Origin of the sequence: Paenibacillus sp. FSL R5-0810, from assembly GCF_038002285.1 — a bacterium.
Lineage (GTDB): Bacteria > Bacillota > Bacilli > Paenibacillales > Paenibacillaceae > Paenibacillus_AQ > Paenibacillus_AQ lactis.
In genome coordinates this window covers 3,477,433-3,501,636 of record NZ_JBBOCF010000001.1, presented here as the reverse complement: position 1 = coordinate 3,501,636, position 24,204 = coordinate 3,477,433, and the positions used below count along the sequence as shown (strand labels likewise).

Genomic DNA, 24,204 nt, shown 5'->3' with positions numbered 1-24,204 from the left:
CAAAGTGTCCATCTTATGGGTCACAGTTCACCGGATGCGGGACAGCTGTTTTTTTAGATGTGTGTGCTCGTCGGGCCGTTTATCAGCGGGCATTGTCGACATCATGGATCAGCTCGGGCAGGCCTATCGAACCTCTACAACCACGCTGCCAAACAGCTGTCCGTCAATCGAAGCCATAATCCGCCATAATCCCGGTGAAGGCAGCATCATCATAGACGGGAGCATCGCATCTGCGCCGTACATCGGGGAGGGGCGGATTTCCGTCTGAAATACATCGATCAGCTCATTGGAATGCTGTTTAACGGCGGTAAACGTCAAGTCGCCGGTCAGCTCCTCGTCCTTTCCCCAGAAATGCCACATATACTTATTGGGTTTGCCTGCAGCAAAATCCATGCCGAGGAAAGCGAGCCGCCCCTCCACGCCCGTTACGCTTCTCGGAGAGGCGCCCTTGGAAGCGGCGATCTTCGCTTCTTCTGAACGATCGGTAACGAAGGAGGGGCTCGGCGCCCAGCTTCCGTCAGGCACATCGAAGACGATATCGCCGTATTTTTTTCCGTCGATCAGCAGATCGAACTTCCATAGCCCTGCGAGCGGCAGTCCAAAGCGGGAAACAATACGCGTCGCGTCCTTGAAGGACGAGTCCGGTCCGCCTTCGTATGCCATGTCCGCCGTAATTTCCGTCTCGGCCAGCTCCTCCAGGATCGTGCCGGAATCCCGATGAACGGCCGTAATGCGGACATGCTTGCCCTCAAGCTCCTCGATCGGCGACATAAGGAACCATGCCGCTCCCGCAGGAGCGCCAGCAGCGTAGTCTCCACCGGCAAACACTTGAAGCTTTGGCTCCCCGTTCTCCGTATACAGCGTATGCGGTGTCCATTCGGAGGCCGAGCCGGGGCCCTTAAGAGGCACAAGCTGTCGAAGGGCGGGAAACGCTTGCCATCCCCATACTGCGGTTAGCAGAAGGAGCGCACATATTCCGGCTGTCAGGACAGGGACGCGGCGCCTCCAAGAAGACGCCAAGCCTTGCGAATGCTGCAAGTCAGCGGATTTCCGGCGATTCAGAATATCGGCCTTCATCTCCTCCGTGAACATTGGCTCCCGGAACGGGGAAGCTGCAAGCTCCCGGGCCCATTCCGGCCGATCCGGCTTCGATTCCTTATTCATTAGGCATCCTCTCCTCTCAGCAAATTTTCCATTCTTACGCGGGCGCGGTGGAGCCTGGATTTGATCGTCCCCTCCGAGATGCCTAGCAGCTCGGCCATTTCCTTGCGGGTCAGCTGAAAATGAAATTCCAGCAGGAGCACCTCCCGGTATGCCTGGGGCAGCTGCATGACATGCTTCCAGATCTGCGATACCGCTTCCGTATCCAAAAACTCCATTTCGGCGGAAGGGCTGGCCTGTCTGGTTGTAAGCCATCCCGCAAGCGAGACTTTGGATATGAAGGAGGATTTGAGATAATTCAGGGACAGATTGCGGGTGATGGTCAGAAGCCAGGTCTTGACGGAGCTGCGGCCTTGGAAATCCTTCAAATGCCGGAAGGCTCTTAGGAAGACGTCCTGGCTGATATCATCGGCAGCATCGCGGCGCTTCGTAAGGAAATAGGCATAATTCCATACATCCTGGCCAAAAGACTCCATAAGCTCTTTCAGGACTGAGCCGGCATCGTCTGCGGCTACCATCGTCTTTAGGTACTCCAATATTCGTCACCTCATGAATTAGACAAATGAAGACATCATCGGTTCCCGGCTTGTTGTCATTTATGCGAAACGAAATCAGGCGGTTAAACGTTATATAATTATCGGCATCCGAACAAGGCGCGAGGGGAGGAAAGGGTATGGATCTGTATTTTAAGGATAACTTTTTTAGCGCGGGCTGGACAGATATTATGAATGTGAATGGGGAAAGCATCGGCACACTGGATTTGAAAAGCGCCTTCAGCTCTTCACTGGATGTATACGATGCCTCAAGGACCAAGGTATGCAGCGGCTCCTTCCGTTTCTTCTCGAACAAATGGAATGTCGTTGACGCGGAGGACAGGGAGCTTGGCGTGCTGCGTATGCGAATGAGCTTTGTAACCAAGAAATTCGAATATGATGCGGGAGATCGGGGCATTTATGAAATTGTATCTCCGGCTTTTTCCAATGAATATGAGATAAGCGATGGCAGGGGAAGCCTTGTCGCACGGTTTTCGAGGATCAGCGGATGGCTGCAGCCAGGCGCTTACCGGCTGCACAACAGCAGCGGGGTTCTCGGCGATTATGAGCTGATTGCCGTCGTGATGGGAATCCATGAAATCCGCAAGCGCAATAACAGTGAGGCGGCAAGCGCATCCCATTAACGCCGTCTTACGGGCAGGAGGGAATAGGGCAGCATGAATACAGTCAGCGATCATTTGGATTATGGCTTGACGATTATTTTTATCGGATTTAATCCGAGCTTGCGATCCGGGGAGGTTGGGCATCATTATGCGAATCCTCGCAACAATTTTTGGAGGATCTTGCATCAATCGGGCTTGACGCCCCGGCTTTATGACGCTTCCGAGGACGGGGAGCTGCTTAAATTGGGCTACGGCTTCACCAATATCGTGGCAAGGCCGACCAGGGGGGCGGAGGATATTACGCGCGAGGAATACCGGGCAGGACGGGAGACGCTTAGGGAAAAGCTGCAGAAATACAGACCTCAAGTCGCCTGCTATGTCGGCAAAGGCGTATACACCGAATTCAGCGGCAGGACGAAGGCGCAATGGGGCTTGCAGTCCGATTCCGTTGTTGACGGGGTCCGCGATTTTGTGGCTCCCTCTTCCAGCGGACTGGTCCGCATGCCCATGGGGGAGATTGTGTCAATATACCGGGAGCTGTACGGGCTGGTTTCCGAAAGCCCGGAGATGTAAGCCAGCTTTACGCTTTACATGTCCTTTAAATGAGTGATAGATTTCCCTAAAAAAGAGGAACGCCTCATAAGACACCGATATCCGGTTCTTGAGCGTTCCTCTTGTTGTGCTGCAATTTTTATGGGCTGTGCCGGCTTACAGCCGCAGCAGCGAAGGGTCGATCCGCGGGACAAGCCCTTCGTCAGCCGCGCGATCCAGCAGGGACGTAATAGCATTGTAACCGTCCGAACCAAGATCGGCCGTGAACGGGTTGACGTACAGGTTAATGTGAGCCTCCGCTACCTTCGGATCCATCTCCTGCGCATGCTCCAGTACATAGGATCGGGATTCCTCCGGATGCTTCCACGCATATTCGACCGAGGCGCGGGTCCATTCGGCAATGCGGCCAAGGTCAAGCGAACGGCGGGCAACGATGGCGCCGAGCGGGATCGGCAGGCCCGTATCCTCTTCCCACCAGCTTCCGAGATCCGTCATTAGCTTGAGGCCGTAGGAAGGATAGGTGAACCGCGCTTCATGAATGACAAGACCGGCGTCGATTTCGCCGTCCCGTACGGCAGGCATGATCCGGTCAAACGGCATGACGACAATTTCGCCAAGCCCGCCGGATACATGCTTTGCGGCCCATAAACGGAACAGCAGGTAGGCTGTGGACCGATCGCTCGGAACAGCCACGCGGCGACCGGACAGAGATGCAGGGCTGGCCGGGGTTTGGCCGTCCGTGAGCTTGTCCGCCGTCAGCACGAGCGGGCCGCAGCCGCGGCCAAGTGCGCCGCCGCACGGAAGCAGGGCATACTCATCGAGTACCCACGGCAAGGCTGCATAAGATATTTTCAGAATGTCATGTGTCCGGTCCTCCGCAGCCCAGCGGTTCGTAATATCGATATCGGCATAGGATACATCAAGCTCTGGGGCACCCGGTATCCGTCCGTGCACCCAGGCGTGGAATACAAAGGTATCGTTCGGACAAGGGGAAAACGCAATTTTCATGACAGCACCTCCGGAAGTAGTGAACTGGCGGTCTCAAGCTGGCGCAGCGCTTCGGGAATCCGCCATGCGCTGCGATCCCTCGGACCGACCTTATTGGATATTGCGCGGATTTCCATGACCGGTACGCAGGCCATAGCGGCAGCCGTCGCCACGCCGAAGCCCTCCATTCCTTCAGCGGCAGCGCCGGGCACCTGCCCGGCTAACCCTGCCGCGCGTTCTGCACTGCCCGTTGTCGTGGAGACGGTCAGGATCGGACCAAGACTTACGGGCAAGCCGGCGCGCTTCAGCGCTTCGACAAGCCGAATGGATGCGTTAGTCTCGGCTTCAATCCGGTCGGTTCCGAAACCGAGCTCCCGAACGCTGGCAAAGCCGTCCGCCGTTTCCGATCCCAAATCCGCGGCGACGATCGAATCGGCGATAACAACACCGCCCACTTCCGCTCTTCCGTCGAAACCGCCGGCGATGCCGGCGCTGATGACGAGGCGGTATGCCGAACGGACCAGACGGGTTGCGGCAGCAGCAGCCGCGGCAGCAGGGCCAACGCCCGCTGCAATGACATCGAAGCCGTCCGCATTCCTTAATCCCCGCATGACGGCATCCCGTTCCGCCTCTACCGCGGTAACGATCAGCACGCGACGGGCGGACGGATCCTGCGTGTTATGATTCCCGGCTCTTGCCGGGTCTGATTGAGAATGATCTTGCATGTTCTGCTCTCCTTCATGGCTGAATTCCAGCGACCTACCCTTTAACGTTATCTCGTTACGGCTCTTGTGTAAAGTCTTAGGGCTTTCGTCTTGCCTCAGTTTTTGTAGCAGGAGCTTCCCTGCATAGAGTATAATGGACAAAAACTACGTACATCGGATGAGATTCGGAGGTTGGATATCTTTGCGCAAGAAGGGTGCGAACGGACAAGAGAGCAGGGCGAAACTGCTGATGATCGCTGCTAATGAATTCGCGAGATCAGGGTATCATCATACGAAGATCAGCACCATCGTATCCCGGGCAGGGTTAACCCAGCCGTCGTTTTACCTGTATTTTGAGAGTAAAGAAGCGATCTTTCGGGAATTGGTCGGGAATTTCCGGTCCGGGCTGAAGGAGCTGATCGAAGGCAGCAGGCTGGAGGGCGGCATAAGGGAGGATGATGTTCCCGATCGGCTGCTGGCTGTCTTAACAAGCTTATTTGAGTATTTGGGCAAGGATCCTGATTCAACCCAGATCGGATTTTACATAAGCGAGGAATCTGCAGCCATCAAGTCGGAAATGGCCGCAATGATCGCGAATAATTTAAGGGCCGAGCAGCAGGAAGGTTATTTCCGGGCCGAAGCGGATATGGCGGTCATTTCGGAAAGTCTGGTCGGGGTCATCGAAAGGCTGACGCTGCAGGAGCTACTTAACGGCAAGCGGCCTTCCGGGGATTTGGCGCGTCATGTCGTGAATCTCTTCATGCACGGCATCTGCGAACACCCGTATGGCCGAGTGTCAGGCGATAAGTTCCAGGGAGTATGACATCGATAATCTGCATTATGGATACGAATACGACTGCATCCTTCGCTTCATGCGCCGATTGCAGTCTGTTTTTGCTGTCTTTCGCGCTGCAGCATCGTTTGAAATATGGCGGGAAAGTGGAGTATATTCGTAATACACATGTATGTAACCGATTCCATCAGGAGAGTCAGAGGAGAATGATCGGAGGATCCGCTAATGAAGAAGATGATGCTGGTTTACGGTGCGCTGATTGTCGCATTTCTCCTTTACGTATTCATGTACCGTCTTGAGGACAAGCGGACATCCAGCTGGGAGGAAGGCGGGCTTCACGGCAGCATCGGCGAGAGCTACGTTATGGTCACCTTTCAATCAGGCATGGAATATTGGAAAAATATTTTGAAGGGCTTCGAGGACGGCGGAGACGCGCTTGGCGTTACCGTCGATTACCGCGGCGCTACGCAATATGACGTCAAGGAGCAGATTACCGTCCTGGAGCAGGTTATCGCCAAGCGGCCGGCAGGGATTGCTTTATCGGCCATCGATTCGAAGGCGCTCACGCCAACGATCAATAAAGCCGTTGATGCGGGAATTCCGGTCGTCCTGTTTGATGCGGACGCTCCTGACAGCAAAGCCTACTCCTTCCTGGCGACCAACAATTACAATGCCGGGGCGGCAGCTGCAGATAAGATGGCTGAGCTTCTTGGACGGGAAGGGGAGGTCGGCATCATTACCCAAACCGGCCAGCAGAACCACGATGACCGGACGGCGGGCTTCCGGGAAACGTTAGAGAAAAGCTATCCGGCCATGTCGGTGGTGGAGATTAGGGAAGGCAAAGGAGATATTATCGCCTCCAAGGAAGCTGCCGCCCGCATGATGGAGAAGTTCCCCGAGCTGAAGGGCATCTTTGCGACGGAGGCGAACGGGGGAGCCGGCGCCGCCGATGCCGCCATTGCCGCGGGCAGGGCCGAAGACGTCCGAATTATCGGGTTCGATACGAATAAAGTGACGCTCGACCGGATATCGGACGGAACGATTTCGGCCACGATCGCGCAGGGAACCTGGAATATGGGGTATTGGTCGCTGCAATATTTGTTCCATCTCCATCATGGCCTTACCGTTCCTGCGCCGACGCTCGGCAATGATGTCGCTCCTCTGCCGCCCCGGGTCGATACCGGCATTACGATCGTGACCCAAGAGAATGTGAAGGATTACTATGCGAAGTAACGGATTGGGCGCGTGGCGGCAGGGGCTGAAGCGGTGGCTGCATTTTGGGGATCTGCCGCTTCGTTACAAGCTGGTCATTTTGTTTCTGATGATCGGCATTCTCCCCTCGATCGGGCTCGGGGTGCTGGTGAACTGGACGGTTAATCGGATTGTGGATCAGCAGGTGACAAGTCATACCATACAATTGATCGGGAAGGTTAATCAGACGCTCGACAACGAGATGGAGAACCTTCAGAACATCACCTATCTTATCGGCTTCGATCCCCGCACGGAGCGGTTTATGAAAGGACATATCCAGGGGGATATGCCTCCGGCCCAGGCGGGGAACAGCGTACAGGCAAATGCCGGATACGCCTCGGACCGCCGCCTGATGCAGCAGGATGATGCGGACAATTACGAGATCCACCAGTATCTTCAAGGCTTTACGACGCTGTATCCGGAGATTGCCGCTATTCTGGTGGTCAATCGTGAAGGGGCCTATATCAGCAACGAAATGTATGCCCGAGGCAGCGGGAAGCTGACGGATGAGGCTTGGTACCGGGAAGCCGTTAACAATGAAGGAATCTTTACCGTGCTCGGGCATCCGTCGGACCGCAATGTGACAACGCACGTGCATTATGCCGATGAGGAGCTGGTTTCGGTTGTCCGTTCCTTTGTCGATCCGGATACCCGAGAGGTCACCGGGGCGGTCCTTATTGATTTGAAGCTTCGGACCGTAGCACGTGCGGCCCGGGATGTGACGCTGGGCAAGAACGGGTACCTTATGGTGACGGAGGCTGGGGGATCCAGCATCTATAAGCCGGACGACTCCCTGCTTCCAAGCATACCGCCGTCTTGGTTTCCGGAGCAGGACAGCGGCACGTTCATACGCGAGGTGAACGGCGAGCGGGTGCAGCTGATTTACGGTACGTCCTCCTTCACCGGATGGCGGACCATCGGTGTGTTCCCAACGAACGAAACGGTTTACGAAGTGAAGGAAATCCGATTCTATTTAATCTGCTTCCTGTTTATGGTCTGCCTCTTCGGCGTTACTGCCTCGTATACATTGTCGCAATCGATTTCGCGGCCGATCTGGCAGCTGATGTCGTTCATGCAAAAGGCGGAGTCCGGCGATCTTGCGATCCGCTACTGGGGGAACCGGCAGGATGAAGTCGGCATGCTTGGCCGGAGCTTCAACCGCATGCTGCTTCAGATTCGCAAGCTGATGAAGCTGAGCGAGCTGCGCGAGCGGCAGAAGCGGGAAGCGGAGCTGCGCAGCCTTCAGGCGCATATTAAGCCGCATTTTCTGTACAACACGCTCGATACGATTCATTGGATGGCCCGCAAAAAAGGGGCGGATGAGGTGTCCGAGCTGGTGGAATCCTTGTCGACCCTGTTCAGGATCGGTCTCAGCAAGGGGGATGACATCATTCCGATGCAGGATGAATGGACGCATATCAGCAGCTACTTGCAAATTCAGAAGACCCGGTACCGGGACAGGCTGCAGACGCAGCTGGAGCTTGCGCCCGAGGCCGAAAGGCTGTATGTCCTTAAGCTGCTTCTGCAGCCGATCGTGGAAAATGCGATTTACCACGGCATCAAAGCGCGCCGGGGACCCGGGCGAATATCGATCAGGGCGTATACCGAGAATCATGCCCTGGTTCTGAACGTTCAAGACAATGGTGCGGGCATGCCGCAAGACAGGCTCGACGAGCTTCGCCGAAAGCTTCGGGACCCGATCTCCGCCATGGATGAGGATGCGGGCGGGACATCTGCGGGTAGCCGCAGCTACGGCATGCTGAATGTTCAAGCCCGGATACAGCTAACGTTCGGCGAGGCTTACGGAATCACCATAGAAAGTACGGAAGGCGAAGGAACTTCGGTGACGATCCGTCACCCGCTGCTCGCTGCGATTCCTCCGCCGCCGGATAACGATAGGGGAGATAGGCTATGAATAAGGCTAACCAGGTGCTTTACCAAGTGCTGATCGCCGATGATGAGCCGATCATCCGCGAGGGGATTCGGGATGCGGTGGATTGGGCTGCGCTCGGCATGGAAGTGGCAGCCGAAGCGGAAGACGGCGAAGAGGCGCTTGAGCTTGCGCTCAGCCGCGTTATCGATATCGCGCTTGTGGATATGAACATGCCGTTCATGGACGGCATCGCGCTGATGAAGAGGCTGAGAGAAGAACGCCCTGATTGCCGTTTCGTGATCATCACGGGCCATGACGAATTCGCATATGCGCAGGAAGCGATCCGGCTTGGCGTAAAGGATTATATTTTGAAGCCGGTGAATGCGGAGCATCTCGTATCGGTGCTGCGCAGCGTAAGGGAAGAGCTGGATGAGCGCCATATTCAGAGCAACTATTTGAAGAAGGCATCGGAACAGATCGAGAAGAATATCCCGCTCCTTCGCGAGCGCTTCTGCCAAGAATGGATTGACGGACAGCTTGAAGAGTCTGAAGCCGTGGAGCAGCTGGAATTCCTCGGCCTGCCGCCAAAGCTGCCCCTTCAGGCAGGCATCGCGAGATGGCCCGAGCTGACCGTCCCCCAGCCGCTCATGAAGGAGAGCGACCGGCAGCTGTATCTGTTCGCTATGGAGAACATGATTGGCGAGCTGCTGCAGCCGGCTGCCCATGTGCTGTTCCGCGACCGAACGGGCCATATCGGCATGCTGCTGTGGGATGAAATCCCTGCGAAGACGTGTGCGGATGCCGAGCAGGCGGTTCAGAAATACTTGAAGCTTTCGATCCAAATGCATGTCGAGCCGGTACGGGACGACAGTGGAGGAATATCGGCCGCGTACGAAGCCTGCCGGGAGGCGGTGCTCCGTGACGCCCAGCTGTCTCCGCTGGTTCGCCGGGCCAGGCAGCTGATTCAGGAGCAGTATGCCGATCCGGAGCTGACGCTGGAGTCTTTGGCTGCGGAGCTTCAGGTGTCGCCGGTTTACCTCAGCCGTACCCTCAAGAAGGAGCTGGGCACGTCGTTTGTCGTTTTCATCACCCAGACCCGCATCCGGAAGGCGATCCAGCTTCTGAATGGCACCGATCTGTCTATTCTTGAAATCGCGGAGCGGACCGGCTATGACAGCCAGCACTACTTCAGCACAGCATTCAAGAAGGTGATGGGCGTATCGCCGAACGGCTATCGCAAGGGCCTCGCTTTTCAGGAAGAGAAGGGCGGTTGACGTATATTAACAAGCAGTCCCTGTTTGGTTGGAGCTCCCAACGAAGCAGGGACTTTTTCTTTTCGGGATTCATCGCTGGGATCGATTCCGGGAAGCCGGTGAAGGTTTACCATTCACACTCCTCCATTCATCCACTCACTCGTTCATCCATTCATCCATCCATTCATTTAACCATCCAATCAGGCCACAAAAGTATGAAAATTATAAAAAAGGTTGTATCTGTCGAAAGACCCTTTCCATCCGCGGGTGTATGCTGATTCATACAGAGAGGCTTTTACGGATGGTAAGGATGTAAGCGCTCTCGATCCAACTTTTCGGAAAGGGGAACAACCGATGAAGAGAGGAATGCTGGGTGTTCTTATTGCGGTCATGCTGGTTGCCCTGACGGCCTGTAACCTGGCCGAAACGGATGCCGGCGATGCGAATAAAGGCTATGTCGGGCTTGCGATGCCAACCAAGTCATCGGAGCGCTGGGTGGCCGACGGTAAAAACATGGAGCGGCTGTTTCAGGAAAAAGGCTATAAGACCGATCTTCAGTTTGCGGAGGACGTGATTGAGAACCAGATCGCCCAGATCGAGAACATGATCACCAAGGGCGTGGATGTCATCGTGATTGCATCGATCGACGGCAATACGCTGACGGATGTTATCAAGAAGGCCCATGATCAAGGGATCAAGGTCATCGCGTATGACCGTCTGATCCGCAATACCGAGCATTTGAGCTACTACGCGACCTTCGACAACTTCAAGGTCGGGGTGCTGCAGGCTTCCTATATCGAAGAAAAGCTCGGCTTGAAGGAAGGAAAGGGGCCGTTCAATATCGAGCTGTTCGGCGGCTCGCCGGACGATAACAATGCGTACTTCTTCTATGACGGGGCGATGTCGGTGCTGAAGCCGTATATCGATTCCGGCAAGCTCGTGGTGCGCAGCAAGCAGACGACCATGGCGCAGATCGCGACACTCCGTTGGGACGGCGCGCTGGCCCAGTCCCGGATGGATAATCTGATCAGTGCGAATTATTCGAACGCTCATTTGGATGCGGTCCTCTCCCCTTATGACGGCATCAGCATCGGGATCATCTCCTCGCTTAAGGGTGTAGGGTACGGTACGCCGGATAAGCCGCTGCCGATTATTACGGGGCAGGACGGGGAGCTTGCTTCGATCAAATCGATCGTGGCCGGCGAGCAGACGCAGACGGTGTTCAAGGATACGCGCCAGCTGGCGGAACAGGCAGTAAAGATGGCCGAAAGCGTAATAAAAGGTGAAGAGGCCGAGGTGAACGATACCGAGTCCTACGATAACGGAGTCAAGGTCGTGCCGGCATACCTCCTTCCACCGGTGTCAGTGGACGCTAGCAATGTCGAGAAGGAGCTTGTGGATACGGGCTACTACACGAAGGAAGAAATCGGTTTGAAGTAAATAACGGCCTTATGGATACGAAACAGAAGGGAAGGTGCAGCCCGAATGTCGGAATACATTCTTGAAATGCGGAACATAACGAAAGCGTTCCCAGGCGTGAAGGCGCTGGATAGCGTGAATCTGAAGATTCGCGAAGGCGAAATCCATTCCTTGTGCGGGGAGAACGGCGCCGGCAAATCTACGCTGATGAAGGTGCTGAGCGGCGTGTATCCGCACGGTACTTATGATGGTGATATTTTGTTCAAGGGGAAGGTATGCGAATTCAAAAGCATTAAGGACAGCGAGGACCTCGGCATCGTCATCATCCACCAGGAGCTGGCGCTGATTCCTTACTTGTCGATTGCGGAGAATATTTATCTCGGCAATGAGCGCGCCCACAAAGGCATCATGGACTGGAACGAGACGATCCGCGGAGCGAAGGAGCTGCTGGGCAAGGTCGGGCTTACGGAAAATCCGAACACGCCGGTGGGCACCATCGGGGTCGGCAAGCAGCAGCTGGTCGAAATTGCGAAAGCGCTCTCGAAGAAGGTAAAGCTGTTGATTTTGGATGAACCGACGGCAGCCTTGAACGAGGATGACAGCGAGAACCTGCTGCAGCTGATGCTGGAATTCAAGAAGCAGGGCATCTCATGCATCCTGATCTCCCATAAGCTGAACGAGGTTTCCAAGGTGTCGGATTCCATTACGATTTTGCGGGACGGCAAAACCATCGAAACGCTGGATATGCACGGCAAAGAGGTCAATGAGGACCGCATCATCCGCGGGATGGTCGGACGGGATTTGACGAGCCGTTATCCGGAGCGTACTCCGAAGGTCGGTGAAGTCATCCTGGAGATCAAGGATTGGACGGTATATCACGAGCTGCAGGCGGACCGCAAGGTGATTGATGGCGCGAACCTCCATATTCGAAGAGGGGAAATCGTCGGCATTGCCGGACTGATGGGATCGGGCCGGACCGAGCTTGCGATGAGCGTGTTCGGCAGGGCATACGGCCGGAATATCAGCGGCGAGCTGTATAAGAACGGGCAGGTCATTCAGAACCGGACGGTGACCGAGGCGATTGCGAACGGCTTTGCCTATGTGACGGAGGACCGGAAGGATTACGGCCTGATTCTGATCGATGACATTAAGCGGAATATCTCCCTTACGGGGCTGCCGAAGCTGGCGAGGAACATGGTGATCGATGAAAGGGAGGAAATCCTCGTTGCCGAGGAGATGCGCAGGAAGCTGAAGATCAAGACGCCGAACATCTTGCAAAAGACCGGCAATCTGAGCGGAGGCAACCAGCAGAAAGTAGTCTTGAGCAAATGGATCTATTCCGAGCCGGACATCCTCATCCTCGATGAGCCGACCCGCGGCATCGATGTGGGAGCCAAGTTCGAGATTTACTCGATTATCAATCAGCTTGCGGACGAAGGCAAAGGGGTGCTGGTCATTTCCTCCGAGCTGCCGGAAATCCTCGGCATTTGCGACCGGATCTATGTCATGAATGCCGGCCGGATCACCGGTGAAGTGAGCAAGGAAGAGGCTTCGCAGGAAACGCTGATGAGATATATGACCAAGAACGGAGGGGCTTAAGCATGGAAACGCTCATGAAATTATTCAAAAACAATATTCGGCAGTACGGAATGATCATCGCCTTGGTCCTGATTATGATCTTTTTCCAGATCATTACGGGCGGGCTGCTGCTTGAGCCGATCAATATTACGAACCTGATCCTGCAAAACAGCTACATTCTCATCCTGGCCATTGGGATGGTGCTGGTCATCATTACGGGACATATTGACTTGTCCGTCGGCTCGGTGGCGGCTTTCGTTGGTGCTGTCGCAGCCGTGATGATGGTCGATATGCAGCTGCATCCGGTGATCGCCGTCATCGCCTCCTTGATCGTCGGGGGATTGATCGGCGCCTGGCAGGGCTTCTGGGTGGCGTATGTGAGAATCCCGGCCTTTATCGTAACCCTTGCCGGTATGCTGCTGTTCCGGGGCCTTACCATGATCGTCCTGGATGGGCAATCGATCTCGCCGTTTCCGGGCGGATTTCAGAAGCTCAGCTCGGGCTTCGTTCCGGATTTCGGCAACACCGGCACCAATCTGGTTGCGATTCTCGTCGGCATCGCGTTTACGGTGATTTATGTCATCAATGAGCTGAGAGACCGTAAATCCCAGAAAAAGTATAACTTCGACGTGCTTCCAGGCGGCCTGTTCCTGCTTAAGCTCTTCCTGATGGCAGCCGTTATTAATGCCTTTACGTTTATGCTGGCAAGCTACGCCGGCCTGCCGAATATTCTGATTCTGCTGCTTGTGCTCATCATCATCTATTCCTTCGTGATGAACAAAACCGTGATGGGACGCCATATTTATGCGCTTGGCGGCAATGAGAAGGCCGCTGCGTTGTCCGGCGTGAAGACGAAGAAGGTAACATTCTGGGTGTTCGTCAATATGGGCGTCATGGCGGCCATTTCCGGCCTGATGTTTGCCGCCCGTCTGAACGCGGCAACGCCTCGGGCAGGTACGAACTTTGAGCTGGACGCCATTGCGGCAAGCTTTATCGGCGGTGCATCCGCCACAGGCGGTATCGGTACGGTGTTCGGCGCAATCATCGGCGGCCTCGTCATGGGTGTCCTGAATAACGGCATGTCCCTCGTCGGACTCGGCATCGACTGGCAGCAGGGCATCAAGGGCCTTGTCCTTCTGGCAGCCGTCGCTTTCGATATTTATAACAAGAAGAAGAGCAGCGCCTCGTAATTGCATTTTGGCGAATATACAAAAAGCACGGCCGGCTCCGCGCAGATATTTAAAGTCTGCGGGAGCCGGCCGTGCTTTTTTGCGATAAACGACTAAGCTCTTAGGTGGGGTTCAATACTAGCTTATCTCAGCTTAATCGTCACTTTGCGTGTCAACAAGCGGATCAACACCAGCCCAAGAACCATGATGACGGCCGACCCGGCAAGCGAAGCGTACAGCGGCACGTCAAGGGTGAAGGCAGGCATCCAGCGATCCCATAGCGAGGCCAGTTCGAATTGCCACAGCGCATCCATGAAGCCGACAAGGACGATCGCTATGGCGATGAAGCCTAAACCTCGAATCCAGTCGTGCCGGTAGAAGCCGGAGCCGATCATCCATCCCATCAGGTAGTAAACGAAGATTTGGATGCCAAAGGACGCCAGGGCAAGGAACCAGTTGTGCTCGAATGCCTGCAGTACCGGAGAGTTCCCGGTGTCCGAGAAGTTCATCGCCGAGAGCAGCAGGCTGACGGGGCCGACGACGAGCGGAAAGGCAATGGACAGCAGCAGGGCGGCCAAGGCGGCTCCTTTAAAAAAGTCCCTTCTGGTGAAGCCATGACGCACATAGAAGCTCAGGAAGCCGAAGGAGGATATAATGCCGATGACCAGCATGAAGCCCTTGGTCGAGCGGTAGATGATGGAGAAGAAATCGTCCTGGCCGATGTTGCTGCTGCTGCCGGTAATCCCAAGCGCGAGGTTAAGGAGGAACACGATAACCAGATATCCTATGGCCCATGAGCCTTGGTGCCAAAACATCTCCATCATTATTCTCGAAGCGGCTGACGTTGGTTGTTTCATGTTCCCTGCTCCTCCCCTGTGATATGGATAAACAAGTCCTGCAGCGAGATCGGACCCAGCTCAAGCCCCGCGCGTCTAGCTGCATGCTTGGATTCCTCGCTCAGCTCTCCGTAGACGATGGCCGATTTGGTGGAGCCCAGTTGTTGAACATTCAGCACCTTGAGTCCCGGCGTGAATTCGTCCACCTTCTGCGCTGGTCCCGTAATCGAAACGCCGCGGGAGGTTAACGATTCGTAATCGTCTTGGAGGATGAACCGGCCTTTATGGATGATAATGACTTCCTCAAACAAATAATCCATCTCCGACACGAGATGCGTGGACAGGATGAACGTCCGCGGGTGCCGCTCCTGATCCTCGAGGAGCTCCCGGTAGAAAATTTCCCGGGTGGGTGCATCCATGCCCAGGTACACCTCGTCCAGAATCGTAACGGGCGAGCGGCTGGCAAGCCCGATCGTAACGTTGAAAGCCGACTGCATGCCTTTCGAGAGCTCCTTAAGCGGTTTATCCAGCGGCAGATTGAATTTGCGTGCCAGCCCGAGGGCGTATTCCGTATCAAATCGGGGCCTATACCCGGCTACCGTCTCAATCGCCGCTTTGACTTTGTCCGACTCGTCCTTGTAGTCGATGTCATAGAGGAAGGAGACCTCCCGCATGATTTTTGCATTTTCAAACGGCTGCTCCCCGCCTACCTTCACCGTGCCTGATGACGGCTCGCGAAACGAAGCCAGCGCGGACAGCAGCGAGGTTTTGCCTGCGCCGTTCCGTCCGAGAAGGCCGTAAATCTTCCCGCCGTCCAATCGGAAGGACATATCCTTTACGGCCTCAACGTCCCCGTAGCGAATGGAGACCCGGTCGAATTCGATATCAAGATTCATGGGCGTCACGCTCCTTTACTTGGGTGATGATCTCAAACAAATCTTCCGTGGACAGACCGAGCTTATCGGCCTCCTGCACCATAGGCACCACATAATCATCTGCAAATGCATTTTTCCGGGTCCGAAGCAGCTGCTCCTTCGCCCCTTCCGCAACAAACATGCCGACACCCCGCTTTTTAAAAATGAGGCCGGATTCAACGAGCAGGTTGATCCCCTTCAAGACCGTAATGTGATTGATTTTGTAAAAGCTTGACAGCTGCGTCGTGGAAGGCACCTGCTCCCCTTCGAGCAGCTGGTCGTTCACGATCTGATCTTCGATCTTCTCCTTGATCTGGAGGAACAAGGGCTTGTTATCCGGATATACCGAGCTGCTAATTCGAATCACCGCCTTGCCGTTGATGTTTCTGTAAAGGTTATATGCTTATATATATGACTATATAACCAAAACGTGCCGAGCATGTCAAGGTCATTTTGGAAAAATTTGCACCAAAGGTTGCTAACCGATTAATCTTAAAGTGAGTAGACGTATTAAAGGGAAGGCTCCAGTCATAGATTGTAGGCTAGCAAGCTGCTGATCTGTGGAGCAAAGAGATTTTGACAAGGATGAAGAGGAGATCGTCGACGATGAATACATTACATAATGAATTATACAGTCAGCCTTATGATCCGGCACATATGGAACCTGTAACAACTGTACTTTATTCCGTTAAAAACAACAGAATTGTTGCCAGGAAAATTTCCAGCGGGGGCCTTGAAGTCGTGGAATTCGTATTCGACCAGCAAGAAATGGCGAACGTGATTGAAAACCACATTGAAATCCAGTTTGCGTTATATCAATTCTATGTAATGAGTAGCGACTATAAAGATACACTGACCCGTTCGAATGAGAAGATATCTTGTGGGATCCATTATCCAAATAAGGGAGACAAGTTAAAACATTCGACATTGTCCAACCTGCTTTCCATTTTCGACTCGTTAATTGTGGTTTATCAGAAAAACAAAGCAAAGGTTTCGGGCATACTGTCCAGCTTGGATTCAAAAACAACAATCTATCGTTTATACCATAGCCTGTACATCGATTCGCGTCTAAATCCGTTTATCATTTCTTTCATAGACCATACAAAGGGCTGCAAATTGGAAGACGGCGCTACGGAGGTCTATCGCTTTCAGCCCCGGGAAGACGACGTTCAGGCGGCTGTCCTTGATCATACGGAAATGGAGGCCATTCATTATTTAGAGCAGCAATTGCAGCTTTCCGACGAATGCTTTACGTTTGTATGTTTAGGCTGGAATGAAGAGGACGTTGCCGAGAGCACGACGCTCATAAAGCTAGCGAAATATTTTGAGAGAATTTATGTGGTCTCAACTCAGAATAGATTCCGTTCCCAACTTCTTGCTATTTATAAAAAATAATCGTCAAGCGTCGTCGTATAACTGCATGAATCTCCCAAAACTCTGTACTTCCTAAACTGCAAAAAGACACATGCGCTTGTGTGCGCATGTGTCTTTTTGCAGTTCAAAACCTTGAGAAAACAGGCCGGTCCGTGCGTTCACGGCAAATCGTTATTTCGATTTCGCTCCCTCCGAATACTCATGGATATCCGCATCCGGCAGCTTGCCGCGCTGAAGTTCGCGGATCGTCAGCCCGAAATCCATCTGCAAATGCGGATAGTCAGGGAATTTGTCCCAATCGCCGCCCCATTCGAACCCGAGCTCTTTGGCGATGGCCACCACTTCCATCCAGTCGGATTTGCCATTGCTGTTACCGTCGTATTCCATGTCCCAGATGACGCTTCCATCTTCGAGCTTCAAGGCAAAATCGATAGCGAGCCCGTAGTTGTGGAGAGATTGGCCGGCTTTGGCGTTCGTAACGATATCCCCCTCGGTTGTCCGGCCCTGATTGTAGATCCGGGTCTGTTCTTCATGGCTCCGGTATCCGTCGGTGATGACGATCGTGATGCCCCGCTGCTTGGTGAGGCGGACCAGCTCGTTTTTTTGCTTCAACACATAAGGGTGTAGGCCGGTGATCGCCGGCGTTTCTTTTTTATCAAGATCAAAATCCATGTCGTTGATGATGCCGGGAATAGCGGTTTGCATCTGCATATAAAATATGGCGAGCAGCAAGGCGGCCAGGAGGACAAGGGTCTTTCTTCTACGTTTAATCATCGGAGTTTCGTTTCTACCTACTTTCACAAGAATCACTTACGATCAATCTTCTCTCAATCTATTATATCGGCAACCGGGCCCAGGTTCCAACAGCGCCGGACTCCTGACCATAAGCAGGAATGAATAGCAATCCCTGGTTCTTCGCATGCTAAGCAACAAGATGGAAAATGCTTGTCCCGAAACGATGGCGGCGAAATCGTCGCCGGGAAAGCCGGGGCAGGGAAAGGAGAATCGTAATGAGCAGCATTCAACAGTTGCAAGGTACACTGAGTCAGCTGTCCGGCCAATTGGCGGCAGCGGAGCAGAGCGGCAGTATGGAGGAGGTCGGGGCGATAGCGGGCCAGCTGGGGCAGCTTCAGACTGCGCTTCAAAGCGCACAAGCGGGGCTTACGTCGGAAGCCTCCGAGTCAGCTAGGCAGGAGCTTGTCAATTGCCGCATGCTTCTGCATGGCATGATGAACGCCGTGGAGGCCATTCAAGCCCGGGCAGCCGAGCAGTACCGCCAGGTTCTTGGCGAGAACAAGGCCGCATTTGAACAGCTGGCTGATGCAGCCAAGCAAAGCGGTTACCCGGAAGCCTACCAGTACAGGCAAATATTCCAGCAAATGGCGGAGGTCAGTCAGCAGCTGCGTCAATTGGACGGCTCCATGCTGGATATGGGTTATCAGATGGAGCGGGGGGCGCAGACCGGTGGCAGCTTAAACGGAGCAGTCCCGATTGAAGAGACGACCATGGATACTCATGACGGCTGGACCATATGACTGGACGCATCGAATAAAAACCAATGAGGGCGGCCCCTGTTTTCGTAGCAGGAGGTAAGCTGCTGCGCGGACCATCCATCCCTGTTATACCGAAGCTTCAGACCCATTTTAGCGAGGGTTCTGCAGGCTTCTTTTTTGTGATTGAAAGAAATATCTTTTTTAATATATAATCAAGGAGAAAATATCCATAAATCTATTGGGAAATGGACTAGATAAAAGAACCATTTGGAAAAGAGGGAGTTGCGATGGCGAGAGTAGGACCCAAACTGAATCAATCCAATACGCTGCTGATGATATCCAGCATCTATTCGTCACTGACCAAGACGGAGAAGAAGGTGGCCGATTACGTCAAGAGTTATCCGGAGGAGACGGTGCTGGCCACCGTTACGGACCTATCGGAAAAGGCGGGTGTCGGCGAAACCTCCGTCATCCGTTTCTGCAGAAAGCTGGGGTTTCGCGGGTTTCATGAGTTCAAGCTTTCCGTAGCCCAGGATTTGGTGGATCGTCCCCAGTCTGTGGTCGATACGGCCATCGATGAGCAGGATGACCTCATGACGGTAGCCCGCAAGCTTACGATGCAGCATGAAATTTTACTGAAAAACACGCTGGATCTCGTAAATGCCGATCATCTGAGAATGGCGGTCGATAAGCTGCTAGCCGCGAGTAAAGTGTATGTTTATGGGGTCGGATCTTCGGGCATTACGGCGCTGGACCTGCATTACCAGCTGATGCGTCTTGGCCTGAACGTCGAAGCGCACCGGGATGCTCATATCATCGCGATGTCGGCAGCTCTGGTGAAGGAGGGGGATCTGGTATTTGCCATCTCCACCTCCGGCAGCACACGCGATCTCGTGGATCCGGTGAAGGAAGCGAAGAAGAACGGGGCGGACGTCATTTGCCTGACAGGACACCTGAGATCGCCGATCGCAACCTATGCGGACACGGTGCTGCTTGTCTCTTCGCGGGAGATGCCGACTGAAGGCGGGGCGCTGGCAACCAAATTCATGCAGACGTATATGCTCAACCTCCTTACGACACTGCTGTCAATGAAGAAGGAGGACGCAATCGAATCACTCGAGAAAACGGCGAGATCGGTAGCCGATAAGCTGTACTAACATCTGTACTAACGTTACTGTACTAACGGTCGTTCCCTTATTCCTAGACAGCAGGCACGAGGCGAATCGATTTTTGGATTATGAAAAGGGAGGTCTTTGCATCATGGAGTATGCAATTGGCGTTGATATCGGAGGAACTAAGGTGCAATTTGCGGTAGTCAACCGGCAGGGGGAAATCGTCAGCCGGTATCTTGTGCCTACCGAAGCGGATAAGGGAGCCGGGCAGCTGATGGATAAACTGCTGTCCGGCATCGACCGCATGATGAATGCTGCGCAGCAGCATGGGGAAGTCTGCGGCATCGGCATTGGCAGTGCAGGTCAGATCGATTACCAGGAAGGCGTTGTTTTGTATGCCGGCGATACCTTGCCAGGATGGACCGGTGTTCCGATTAAGCAGCTCGTGTCGAACCGGTTCGGCCATAAGGTGTATGTTGATAATGACGTGAATGTGATCGCTTTTGCCGAGAAGAGGTATGGTGCCGGCATCGGCTACAGCAATTTTGTTTGTTTGGCGCTCGGGACGGGAATCGGGGGAGCGGTTATGGAATCCGGCCGTCTTCTTCGAGGTGTCTTCGGAGGCGCAGGAGAGCTGGGGCATGTCTGCGTCGATGTGAACGGTCCACGCTGCAGCTGCGGCAATAACGGATGCATCGAGCTGTATGCCTCCGGCAGCGGAATTGCGAGGATAGGTCGGGAGATGCAGGAAAATGGAAGCGCTTTATATTTGTGGAAGCCTCATTCCAGGGAAATTATTCATGCCTGGCTGCACAACGATGAGGGAGCTGCGCTGGTCATGACGAAGGTGATGCGCGCCCTTGGCGCAGCGATTGCGGGATATATCCATACCTTTAATCCTGAGGCAATTCTTATTGGCGGCGGGGTTGCGGAAGCGGGACCGCGCTTTTTCGCGGAGCTGGAACAGGAAGTGGACGTTCGGACTTCTTCGTATATGCGCAAGTGCTGCCGGATTATTCCTGCGGGTCTGGGAGTTGATGCAGGCGTGATAGGGGCAGCGGCTCTGGTATGGAATCATAACGATGAAGGGGAATTAATTTACGTAATTTAGGAGAATAATTCCTCCATTATTTAAATAATTTAAGGAATACATTTTATTTCTATTACATCAAAAGATACGAAAAACCATTGGATACACAAGGATTTTCGCCGAAATATTGCTGGGTCAATGAGTTAAAGCGCATACAATGCTCAGAAAATAAGGATTGACTAAAGAAAATATATCCATTATTTTTCTTGTAGGAGGATTTTTCCTCCAAAAATTATTTTTATGGAATCCAGAACATGTTGGAGGGTGAGTCATTTGAAGAAGAACTATAGAAAGAGGTCGTTTCACGCCACGCTGCTGCTGGTACTGGCCTTTTCGGTTGTGCTAAGCGCTTGTTCCGGTTCGAAGGAAGGTGGTCCGGGCAAGGGCGGAAAGGTTGAAATCCAGCTGTGGAGCTCGGCAACCGGAGACGGTGCGAAGCCGATTGAAGCGGCTATAGCCAAATTCAATGAAAGCCATGACGACATCGTTGTAAAGACACTCAGCAATCAGGATCACCAGAAGCAGTTGACCGCGATTTCAGGCGGCAATGCCCCCGACATCATCATTACGCAGTGGAACAACATCGGCCCGTGGTCGGAAGCCGGAGCCGTTAAATCATTGGAGGAATTCATTAAACGGGACGGTTACGACACCGGCCAGATTATCCCGGCTGCGCTGGAGCGCATGAAGGTTGACGATGAAATTTATGGGCTTCCGATCTCCATGAGTATGGCGAATAAATTGTTCTATAACAAAGAAGTGTTTGAGGAGGCAGGCCTTACCGCGCCGCCTGAAACGCTGGAGGAATTGTTCGAATACTCGAAGCGGCTGACCAAGAAGGACGACAAAGGCAATATTACGCAAATGGGCTTTATTCCGGATTATCCTTGGATCGATAACGTGTTCTGGCCCATCATATTTAATGGCTCCTGGGTGGACGAAAGCGGGAAGCTGACCGCTAACCAGGAAGCAAACGTTAAAGCGATCGACTACCAGATGAGTTACTACAAGGAATTTGGGCAGGAAAGCATCGATAAATTCAAATCGGGCATGGGCGGACTCCAAACCCCGCAGGATCCGATTCTGACCGGCAAGCTGGCCATGATCATCGGCTGGGAGAACTGGTATGTGGACGACCGGGGTGAAGGCAAGGATGTCGGTGTCGCACCGTTCCCTTATCCGGCGGCCAACCCTGAGCTTAAAGGCTCCGGAATGGTAAGCCCGATTGCGATGTTCATTCCTTCCAAAGCGATGCATCAGGAGGAAGCGTGGAAGGTGCTGCAGTATTTGCTCAGCGAGGACGTGCAGATTCAATACAGCATCGATTTCGGCTCGATCCCGGTTTTGACCAAGGCGCTGGATAATCCGAAGCTGACGCAGAATGAAGAGACGAAGGTGCTGTGGGAATATTATGAAAGCGCTAAAAGTCCGAATTTGAAAGGCTTCCCGAACAGCATTTACATTAATGAATACCTGCAAACCTTGAATGAAGAGACGGAGAAGGCGCTGAAGGGCCAACTTACCGCCCAGGAAGCCATGGATAATGTTGTGAACAAGATGCAGCCGATTGCGGACAAATACAAAAAATAACATGGCAATTTGCCTGCAGGATACCGGGGGAGAAGGATGGTAGATGGAACCTTAGCTCCCGGCATTCCCGGCATGCTTTGCAAGGGTTATTAGGAGGTGAACCCCCGCATGGATCGTTTAAAGCTCCATAGCGGTATCAAGAGCAGGGAGAGAAAGCGGCTGTTCATCGGCCTCATGTTTCTGAGTCCATGGATTTTCGGCTTCCTGGTATTCCAGCTCTATCCCATCATCATGTCGCTATATTACAGCTTTACGGAATATAACATGTTTAACCCGCCGCAATGGATCGGTCTGGACAATTACAACGAGATGTTCCGGGACGATAAAATGTTCTCTTCGCTGTACAATACGGTATTCATGGCATTGTTCGGTTTTTTTCCGCAGCTGGTGTACGCGCTTGTAATCGCACTGCTGCTGAACCAAAGCGTAAAAGGGCTGTCTTTATACCGCACCGTTTATTTTCTCCCGACACTGGTTCCGGCCGTCGCAGGTTCTCTTCTGTGGATATGGCTGCTGAACGCGCAGTACGGTCTGGTGAATCAAATGCTCGGCGCCATTGGGCTGCCTGAACCGAACTGGCTCATGGACGAGAATTGGACGAAGCCTTCCCTGATATTAATGGGCTTCTGGGGAACGGGGACGATTACGATCATGTATCTGGCCGCCCTTCAAGAGGTGCCGAAAATGTACTATGAAGCCGCTTCGATCGACGGAGCGAACAAGTGGCACAAGTTTTGGCACATTACGCTGCCGGCAATATCTCCGATGACCTTTTTCCAGCTCATTATGGGACTTATCGGCTCATTTCAATATTTTTCACAAGGATATGTGTTCGCGGATTCCAGCAGCCAAGCCATCGGCGGCCCGGGGAATTCGATTCTGTTCTATGCGATTTATTTGTTCCAGAATGCGTTCATGTACCTGAAGATGGGATATGCCTCCGCAATGGCGTGGATTCTGTTCATCATCGTGCTGCTGCTGACCCTGCTGATCTTCAAATCATCGAGCAAATGGGTCTTCTATGGAGGTGAAAAATAATGAATGCGTCGATCCTGGGCAGAAGGCTTCTCACCCATCTGATCCTGATTTTGGTCGGCTTGATGTTCCTGGCGCCATTCGCCTGGCTGCTGCTGACAACGTTCAAGACGGAGGATGAGATCTTTGTCATCCCTGTGCAATGGTTCCCTTCGGAATGGATCTGGGATAACTACCGCAATGCGGTTCAGATGATCCCGTTCATTAAATACACCTGGAACACTATCGTTATTGCCCTGTTGAGCGTTGCGGGCGTGGTCATCCTTTCGCCGCTCGTCGCTTACGGCTTCTCGAGAATCGATTTCAAGGGACGGAACGTACTGTTCATCATTATGCTCAGTACGCTGATGCTTCCGATGCAGGTGACGATGATTCCGCTGTATGTCGTGTTTAACAAGGCGAACCTGCTGAATTCCAACTGGCCGCTCGTCCTTAGCGCGTGGTTTGGAACGGGGATGGCATTTAACGTGTTTTTGATTCGGCAGTTTTTTAACGGGATTCCGATCGAGCTGACGGAATCGGCCAAGATCGATGGCGCATCGGAATTTCGCATCTATTCTCAAATTATTCTGCCGCTGGCGAAGCCGGCGCTGCTCACGATTGGTTTGTTTACGTTTTTGGGAGCATGGGGCGATTTCCAAGGCGCGCTGATTTATTTGAACGATCAGGAGACATGGACGCTCTCCATCGGACTGAAGCAGTTCATCCGGGAAAATTCAGTGGCATGGGGGCCTCTGATGGCGGCAGCAACGCTGTTCACGGTCCCGATCATCATCCTCTACTTCTTCGTGCAGAAGAAATTCATCGAGGGGATTACGATTACAGGCATGAAATAACCGAAAAATAGGCTGCGGAGGGCTGTCA

General features: G+C 53.4%; 24 protein-coding genes. 16 read left to right on the top strand and 8 right to left on the bottom strand.

Translation table 11 applies throughout. The features are described 5' to 3' along the window. Nucleotides 1-123: 123 nt before the first annotated feature. Nucleotides 124-1,164: a DUF4871 domain-containing protein gene (locus tag MKX76_RS15895; protein WP_341034155.1), complete on the bottom strand. Its 1,041-nt coding sequence runs from the start codon at nucleotides 1,162-1,164 to the stop codon at nucleotides 124-126. Beyond that, nucleotides 1,164-1,679, bottom strand: a complete 516-nt coding sequence (locus tag MKX76_RS15890; protein ID WP_144878478.1) for an RNA polymerase sigma factor — start codon at nucleotides 1,677-1,679, stop codon at nucleotides 1,164-1,166. Before MKX76_RS15890 ends, MKX76_RS15895 begins: the two co-directional genes overlap by 1 nt. A 155-nt stretch (nucleotides 1,680-1,834) precedes the next feature. Here MKX76_RS15890 and MKX76_RS15885 point away from each other — a divergent pair, with 155 nt between their 5' ends. Both MKX76_RS15885 and MKX76_RS15880 read left to right on the top strand, forming a co-directional pair. Further along, nucleotides 1,835-2,338, top strand: a complete 504-nt coding sequence (locus MKX76_RS15885) for a hypothetical protein (protein WP_341034154.1) — start codon at nucleotides 1,835-1,837, stop codon at nucleotides 2,336-2,338. Nucleotides 2,339-2,371: 33 nt separating this feature from the next. Then, entirely contained in the window at nucleotides 2,372-2,890 is a 519-nt protein-coding gene (locus MKX76_RS15880) for a mismatch-specific DNA-glycosylase (RefSeq protein WP_341034153.1), read from the top strand. Between the two features lie 135 nt (nucleotides 2,891-3,025). On the opposite strand, the gene MKX76_RS15875 is transcribed toward MKX76_RS15880, so the two are convergent. Together MKX76_RS15875 and MKX76_RS15870 are read right to left on the bottom strand one after the other, a co-directional pair. Beyond that, nucleotides 3,026-3,877 carry a 1,4-dihydroxy-6-naphthoate synthase gene (locus MKX76_RS15875; RefSeq protein WP_341034151.1) on the bottom strand — a complete coding sequence of 284 codons (852 nt, stop codon included), beginning with the start codon at nucleotides 3,875-3,877 and terminating at the stop codon, nucleotides 3,026-3,028. Further along, nucleotides 3,874-4,581: a futalosine hydrolase gene (locus MKX76_RS15870; protein WP_210095175.1), complete on the bottom strand. Its 708-nt coding sequence runs from the start codon at nucleotides 4,579-4,581 to the stop codon at nucleotides 3,874-3,876. Before MKX76_RS15870 ends, MKX76_RS15875 begins: the two co-directional genes overlap by 4 nt. Nucleotides 4,582-4,762: 181 nt before the next feature. Between MKX76_RS15870 and MKX76_RS15865 the strand changes: the two genes are divergently transcribed. The 7 genes from MKX76_RS15865 (at nucleotide 4,763) to mmsB (ending at nucleotide 13,917) form a co-directional block, all read left to right on the top strand. Continuing rightward, nucleotides 4,763-5,383: a TetR/AcrR family transcriptional regulator gene (locus MKX76_RS15865; protein ID WP_007130857.1), complete on the top strand. Its 621-nt coding sequence runs from the start codon at nucleotides 4,763-4,765 to the stop codon at nucleotides 5,381-5,383. A 195-nt stretch (nucleotides 5,384-5,578) separates the two neighbouring features. Next, nucleotides 5,579-6,586, top strand: a complete 1,008-nt coding sequence (locus MKX76_RS15860) for a substrate-binding domain-containing protein (RefSeq protein WP_007130856.1) — start codon at nucleotides 5,579-5,581, stop codon at nucleotides 6,584-6,586. Beyond that, nucleotides 6,576-8,519 carry a cache domain-containing sensor histidine kinase gene (locus MKX76_RS15855; RefSeq protein ID WP_341034149.1) on the top strand — a complete coding sequence of 648 codons (1,944 nt, stop codon included), beginning with the start codon at nucleotides 6,576-6,578 and terminating at the stop codon, nucleotides 8,517-8,519. The genes MKX76_RS15860 and MKX76_RS15855 overlap by 11 nt, the downstream gene beginning before the upstream one ends. Then, nucleotides 8,516-9,751 (top strand): response regulator transcription factor, encoded by a 1,236-nt coding sequence (locus MKX76_RS15850; protein ID WP_341034148.1) that lies wholly within the window; start codon nucleotides 8,516-8,518, stop codon nucleotides 9,749-9,751. Before MKX76_RS15855 ends, MKX76_RS15850 begins: the two co-directional genes overlap by 4 nt. Before the next feature lie 333 nt (nucleotides 9,752-10,084). Next, nucleotides 10,085-11,170: a multiple monosaccharide ABC transporter substrate-binding protein gene (gene chvE / locus MKX76_RS15845; protein ID WP_007130853.1), complete on the top strand. Its 1,086-nt coding sequence runs from the start codon at nucleotides 10,085-10,087 to the stop codon at nucleotides 11,168-11,170. A gap of 45 nt (nucleotides 11,171-11,215) precedes the next feature. Then, on the top strand, nucleotides 11,216-12,748 hold the full coding sequence (mmsA, locus tag MKX76_RS15840) for a multiple monosaccharide ABC transporter ATP-binding protein (protein WP_341034147.1): 1,533 nt from the start codon (nucleotides 11,216-11,218) through the stop codon (nucleotides 12,746-12,748). Between the two features lie 2 nt (nucleotides 12,749-12,750). Further along, nucleotides 12,751-13,917, top strand: coding sequence for a multiple monosaccharide ABC transporter permease (gene mmsB, locus MKX76_RS15835; RefSeq protein WP_007130851.1), 1,167 nt, complete (start codon nucleotides 12,751-12,753; stop codon nucleotides 13,915-13,917). A 122-nt stretch (nucleotides 13,918-14,039) separates the two neighbouring features. Here mmsB and MKX76_RS15830 read toward each other — a convergent pair whose 3' ends face one another. From MKX76_RS15830 to MKX76_RS15820, 3 genes are read right to left on the bottom strand one after another with little or no spacing between them, the layout of a single operon-like run. After that, a complete protein-coding gene (locus MKX76_RS15830; protein WP_007130850.1) occupies nucleotides 14,040-14,753 on the bottom strand; it encodes a hypothetical protein in 714 nt (237 codons plus the stop codon). Continuing rightward, nucleotides 14,750-15,628: an ABC transporter ATP-binding protein gene (locus MKX76_RS15825; RefSeq protein ID WP_341034146.1), complete on the bottom strand. Its 879-nt coding sequence runs from the start codon at nucleotides 15,626-15,628 to the stop codon at nucleotides 14,750-14,752. The genes MKX76_RS15830 and MKX76_RS15825 overlap by 4 nt, the downstream gene beginning before the upstream one ends. Beyond that, on the bottom strand, nucleotides 15,618-16,004 hold the full coding sequence (locus MKX76_RS15820) for a GntR family transcriptional regulator (protein ID WP_040739034.1): 387 nt from the start codon (nucleotides 16,002-16,004) through the stop codon (nucleotides 15,618-15,620). The genes MKX76_RS15825 and MKX76_RS15820 overlap by 11 nt, the downstream gene beginning before the upstream one ends. Before the next feature lie 248 nt (nucleotides 16,005-16,252). Here MKX76_RS15820 and MKX76_RS15815 point away from each other — a divergent pair, with 248 nt between their 5' ends. Further along, entirely contained in the window at nucleotides 16,253-17,041 is a 789-nt protein-coding gene (locus tag MKX76_RS15815; protein ID WP_341034145.1) for a hypothetical protein, read from the top strand. Nucleotides 17,042-17,191: 150 nt separating this feature from the next. On the opposite strand, the gene MKX76_RS15810 is transcribed toward MKX76_RS15815, so the two are convergent. Next, entirely contained in the window at nucleotides 17,192-17,794 is a 603-nt protein-coding gene (locus MKX76_RS15810) for a M15 family metallopeptidase (protein WP_341034144.1), read from the bottom strand. A 236-nt stretch (nucleotides 17,795-18,030) separates the two neighbouring features. Between MKX76_RS15810 and MKX76_RS15805 the strand changes: the two genes are divergently transcribed. The 6 genes from MKX76_RS15805 to MKX76_RS15780 all read left to right on the top strand — a co-directional run bounded on the left by MKX76_RS15805 (nucleotide 18,031) and on the right by MKX76_RS15780 (nucleotide 24,176). Next, nucleotides 18,031-18,555, top strand: a complete 525-nt coding sequence (locus MKX76_RS15805) for a hypothetical protein (protein WP_144870783.1) — start codon at nucleotides 18,031-18,033, stop codon at nucleotides 18,553-18,555. A gap of 245 nt (nucleotides 18,556-18,800) precedes the next feature. Beyond that, on the top strand, nucleotides 18,801-19,670 hold the full coding sequence (locus MKX76_RS15800) for an SIS domain-containing protein (RefSeq protein ID WP_144870781.1): 870 nt from the start codon (nucleotides 18,801-18,803) through the stop codon (nucleotides 19,668-19,670). Between the two features lie 103 nt (nucleotides 19,671-19,773). Next, nucleotides 19,774-20,736 carry an ROK family protein gene (locus MKX76_RS15795; protein ID WP_144870779.1) on the top strand — a complete coding sequence of 321 codons (963 nt, stop codon included), beginning with the start codon at nucleotides 19,774-19,776 and terminating at the stop codon, nucleotides 20,734-20,736. A gap of 252 nt (nucleotides 20,737-20,988) precedes the next feature. Beyond that, the gene (locus tag MKX76_RS15790; protein WP_144870777.1) at nucleotides 20,989-22,305 is read left to right on the top strand and encodes an extracellular solute-binding protein; all 1,317 of its coding nucleotides are present in this window, start codon (nucleotides 20,989-20,991) and stop codon (nucleotides 22,303-22,305) included. Nucleotides 22,306-22,413: 108 nt separating this feature from the next. Further along, nucleotides 22,414-23,343 (top strand): carbohydrate ABC transporter permease, encoded by a 930-nt coding sequence (locus MKX76_RS15785; protein WP_007130842.1) that lies wholly within the window; start codon nucleotides 22,414-22,416, stop codon nucleotides 23,341-23,343. Then, nucleotides 23,343-24,176 carry a carbohydrate ABC transporter permease gene (locus tag MKX76_RS15780; RefSeq protein WP_007130841.1) on the top strand — a complete coding sequence of 278 codons (834 nt, stop codon included), beginning with the start codon at nucleotides 23,343-23,345 and terminating at the stop codon, nucleotides 24,174-24,176. Before MKX76_RS15785 ends, MKX76_RS15780 begins: the two co-directional genes overlap by 1 nt. The last annotated feature ends 28 nt before the right edge of the window (nucleotides 24,177-24,204 follow it).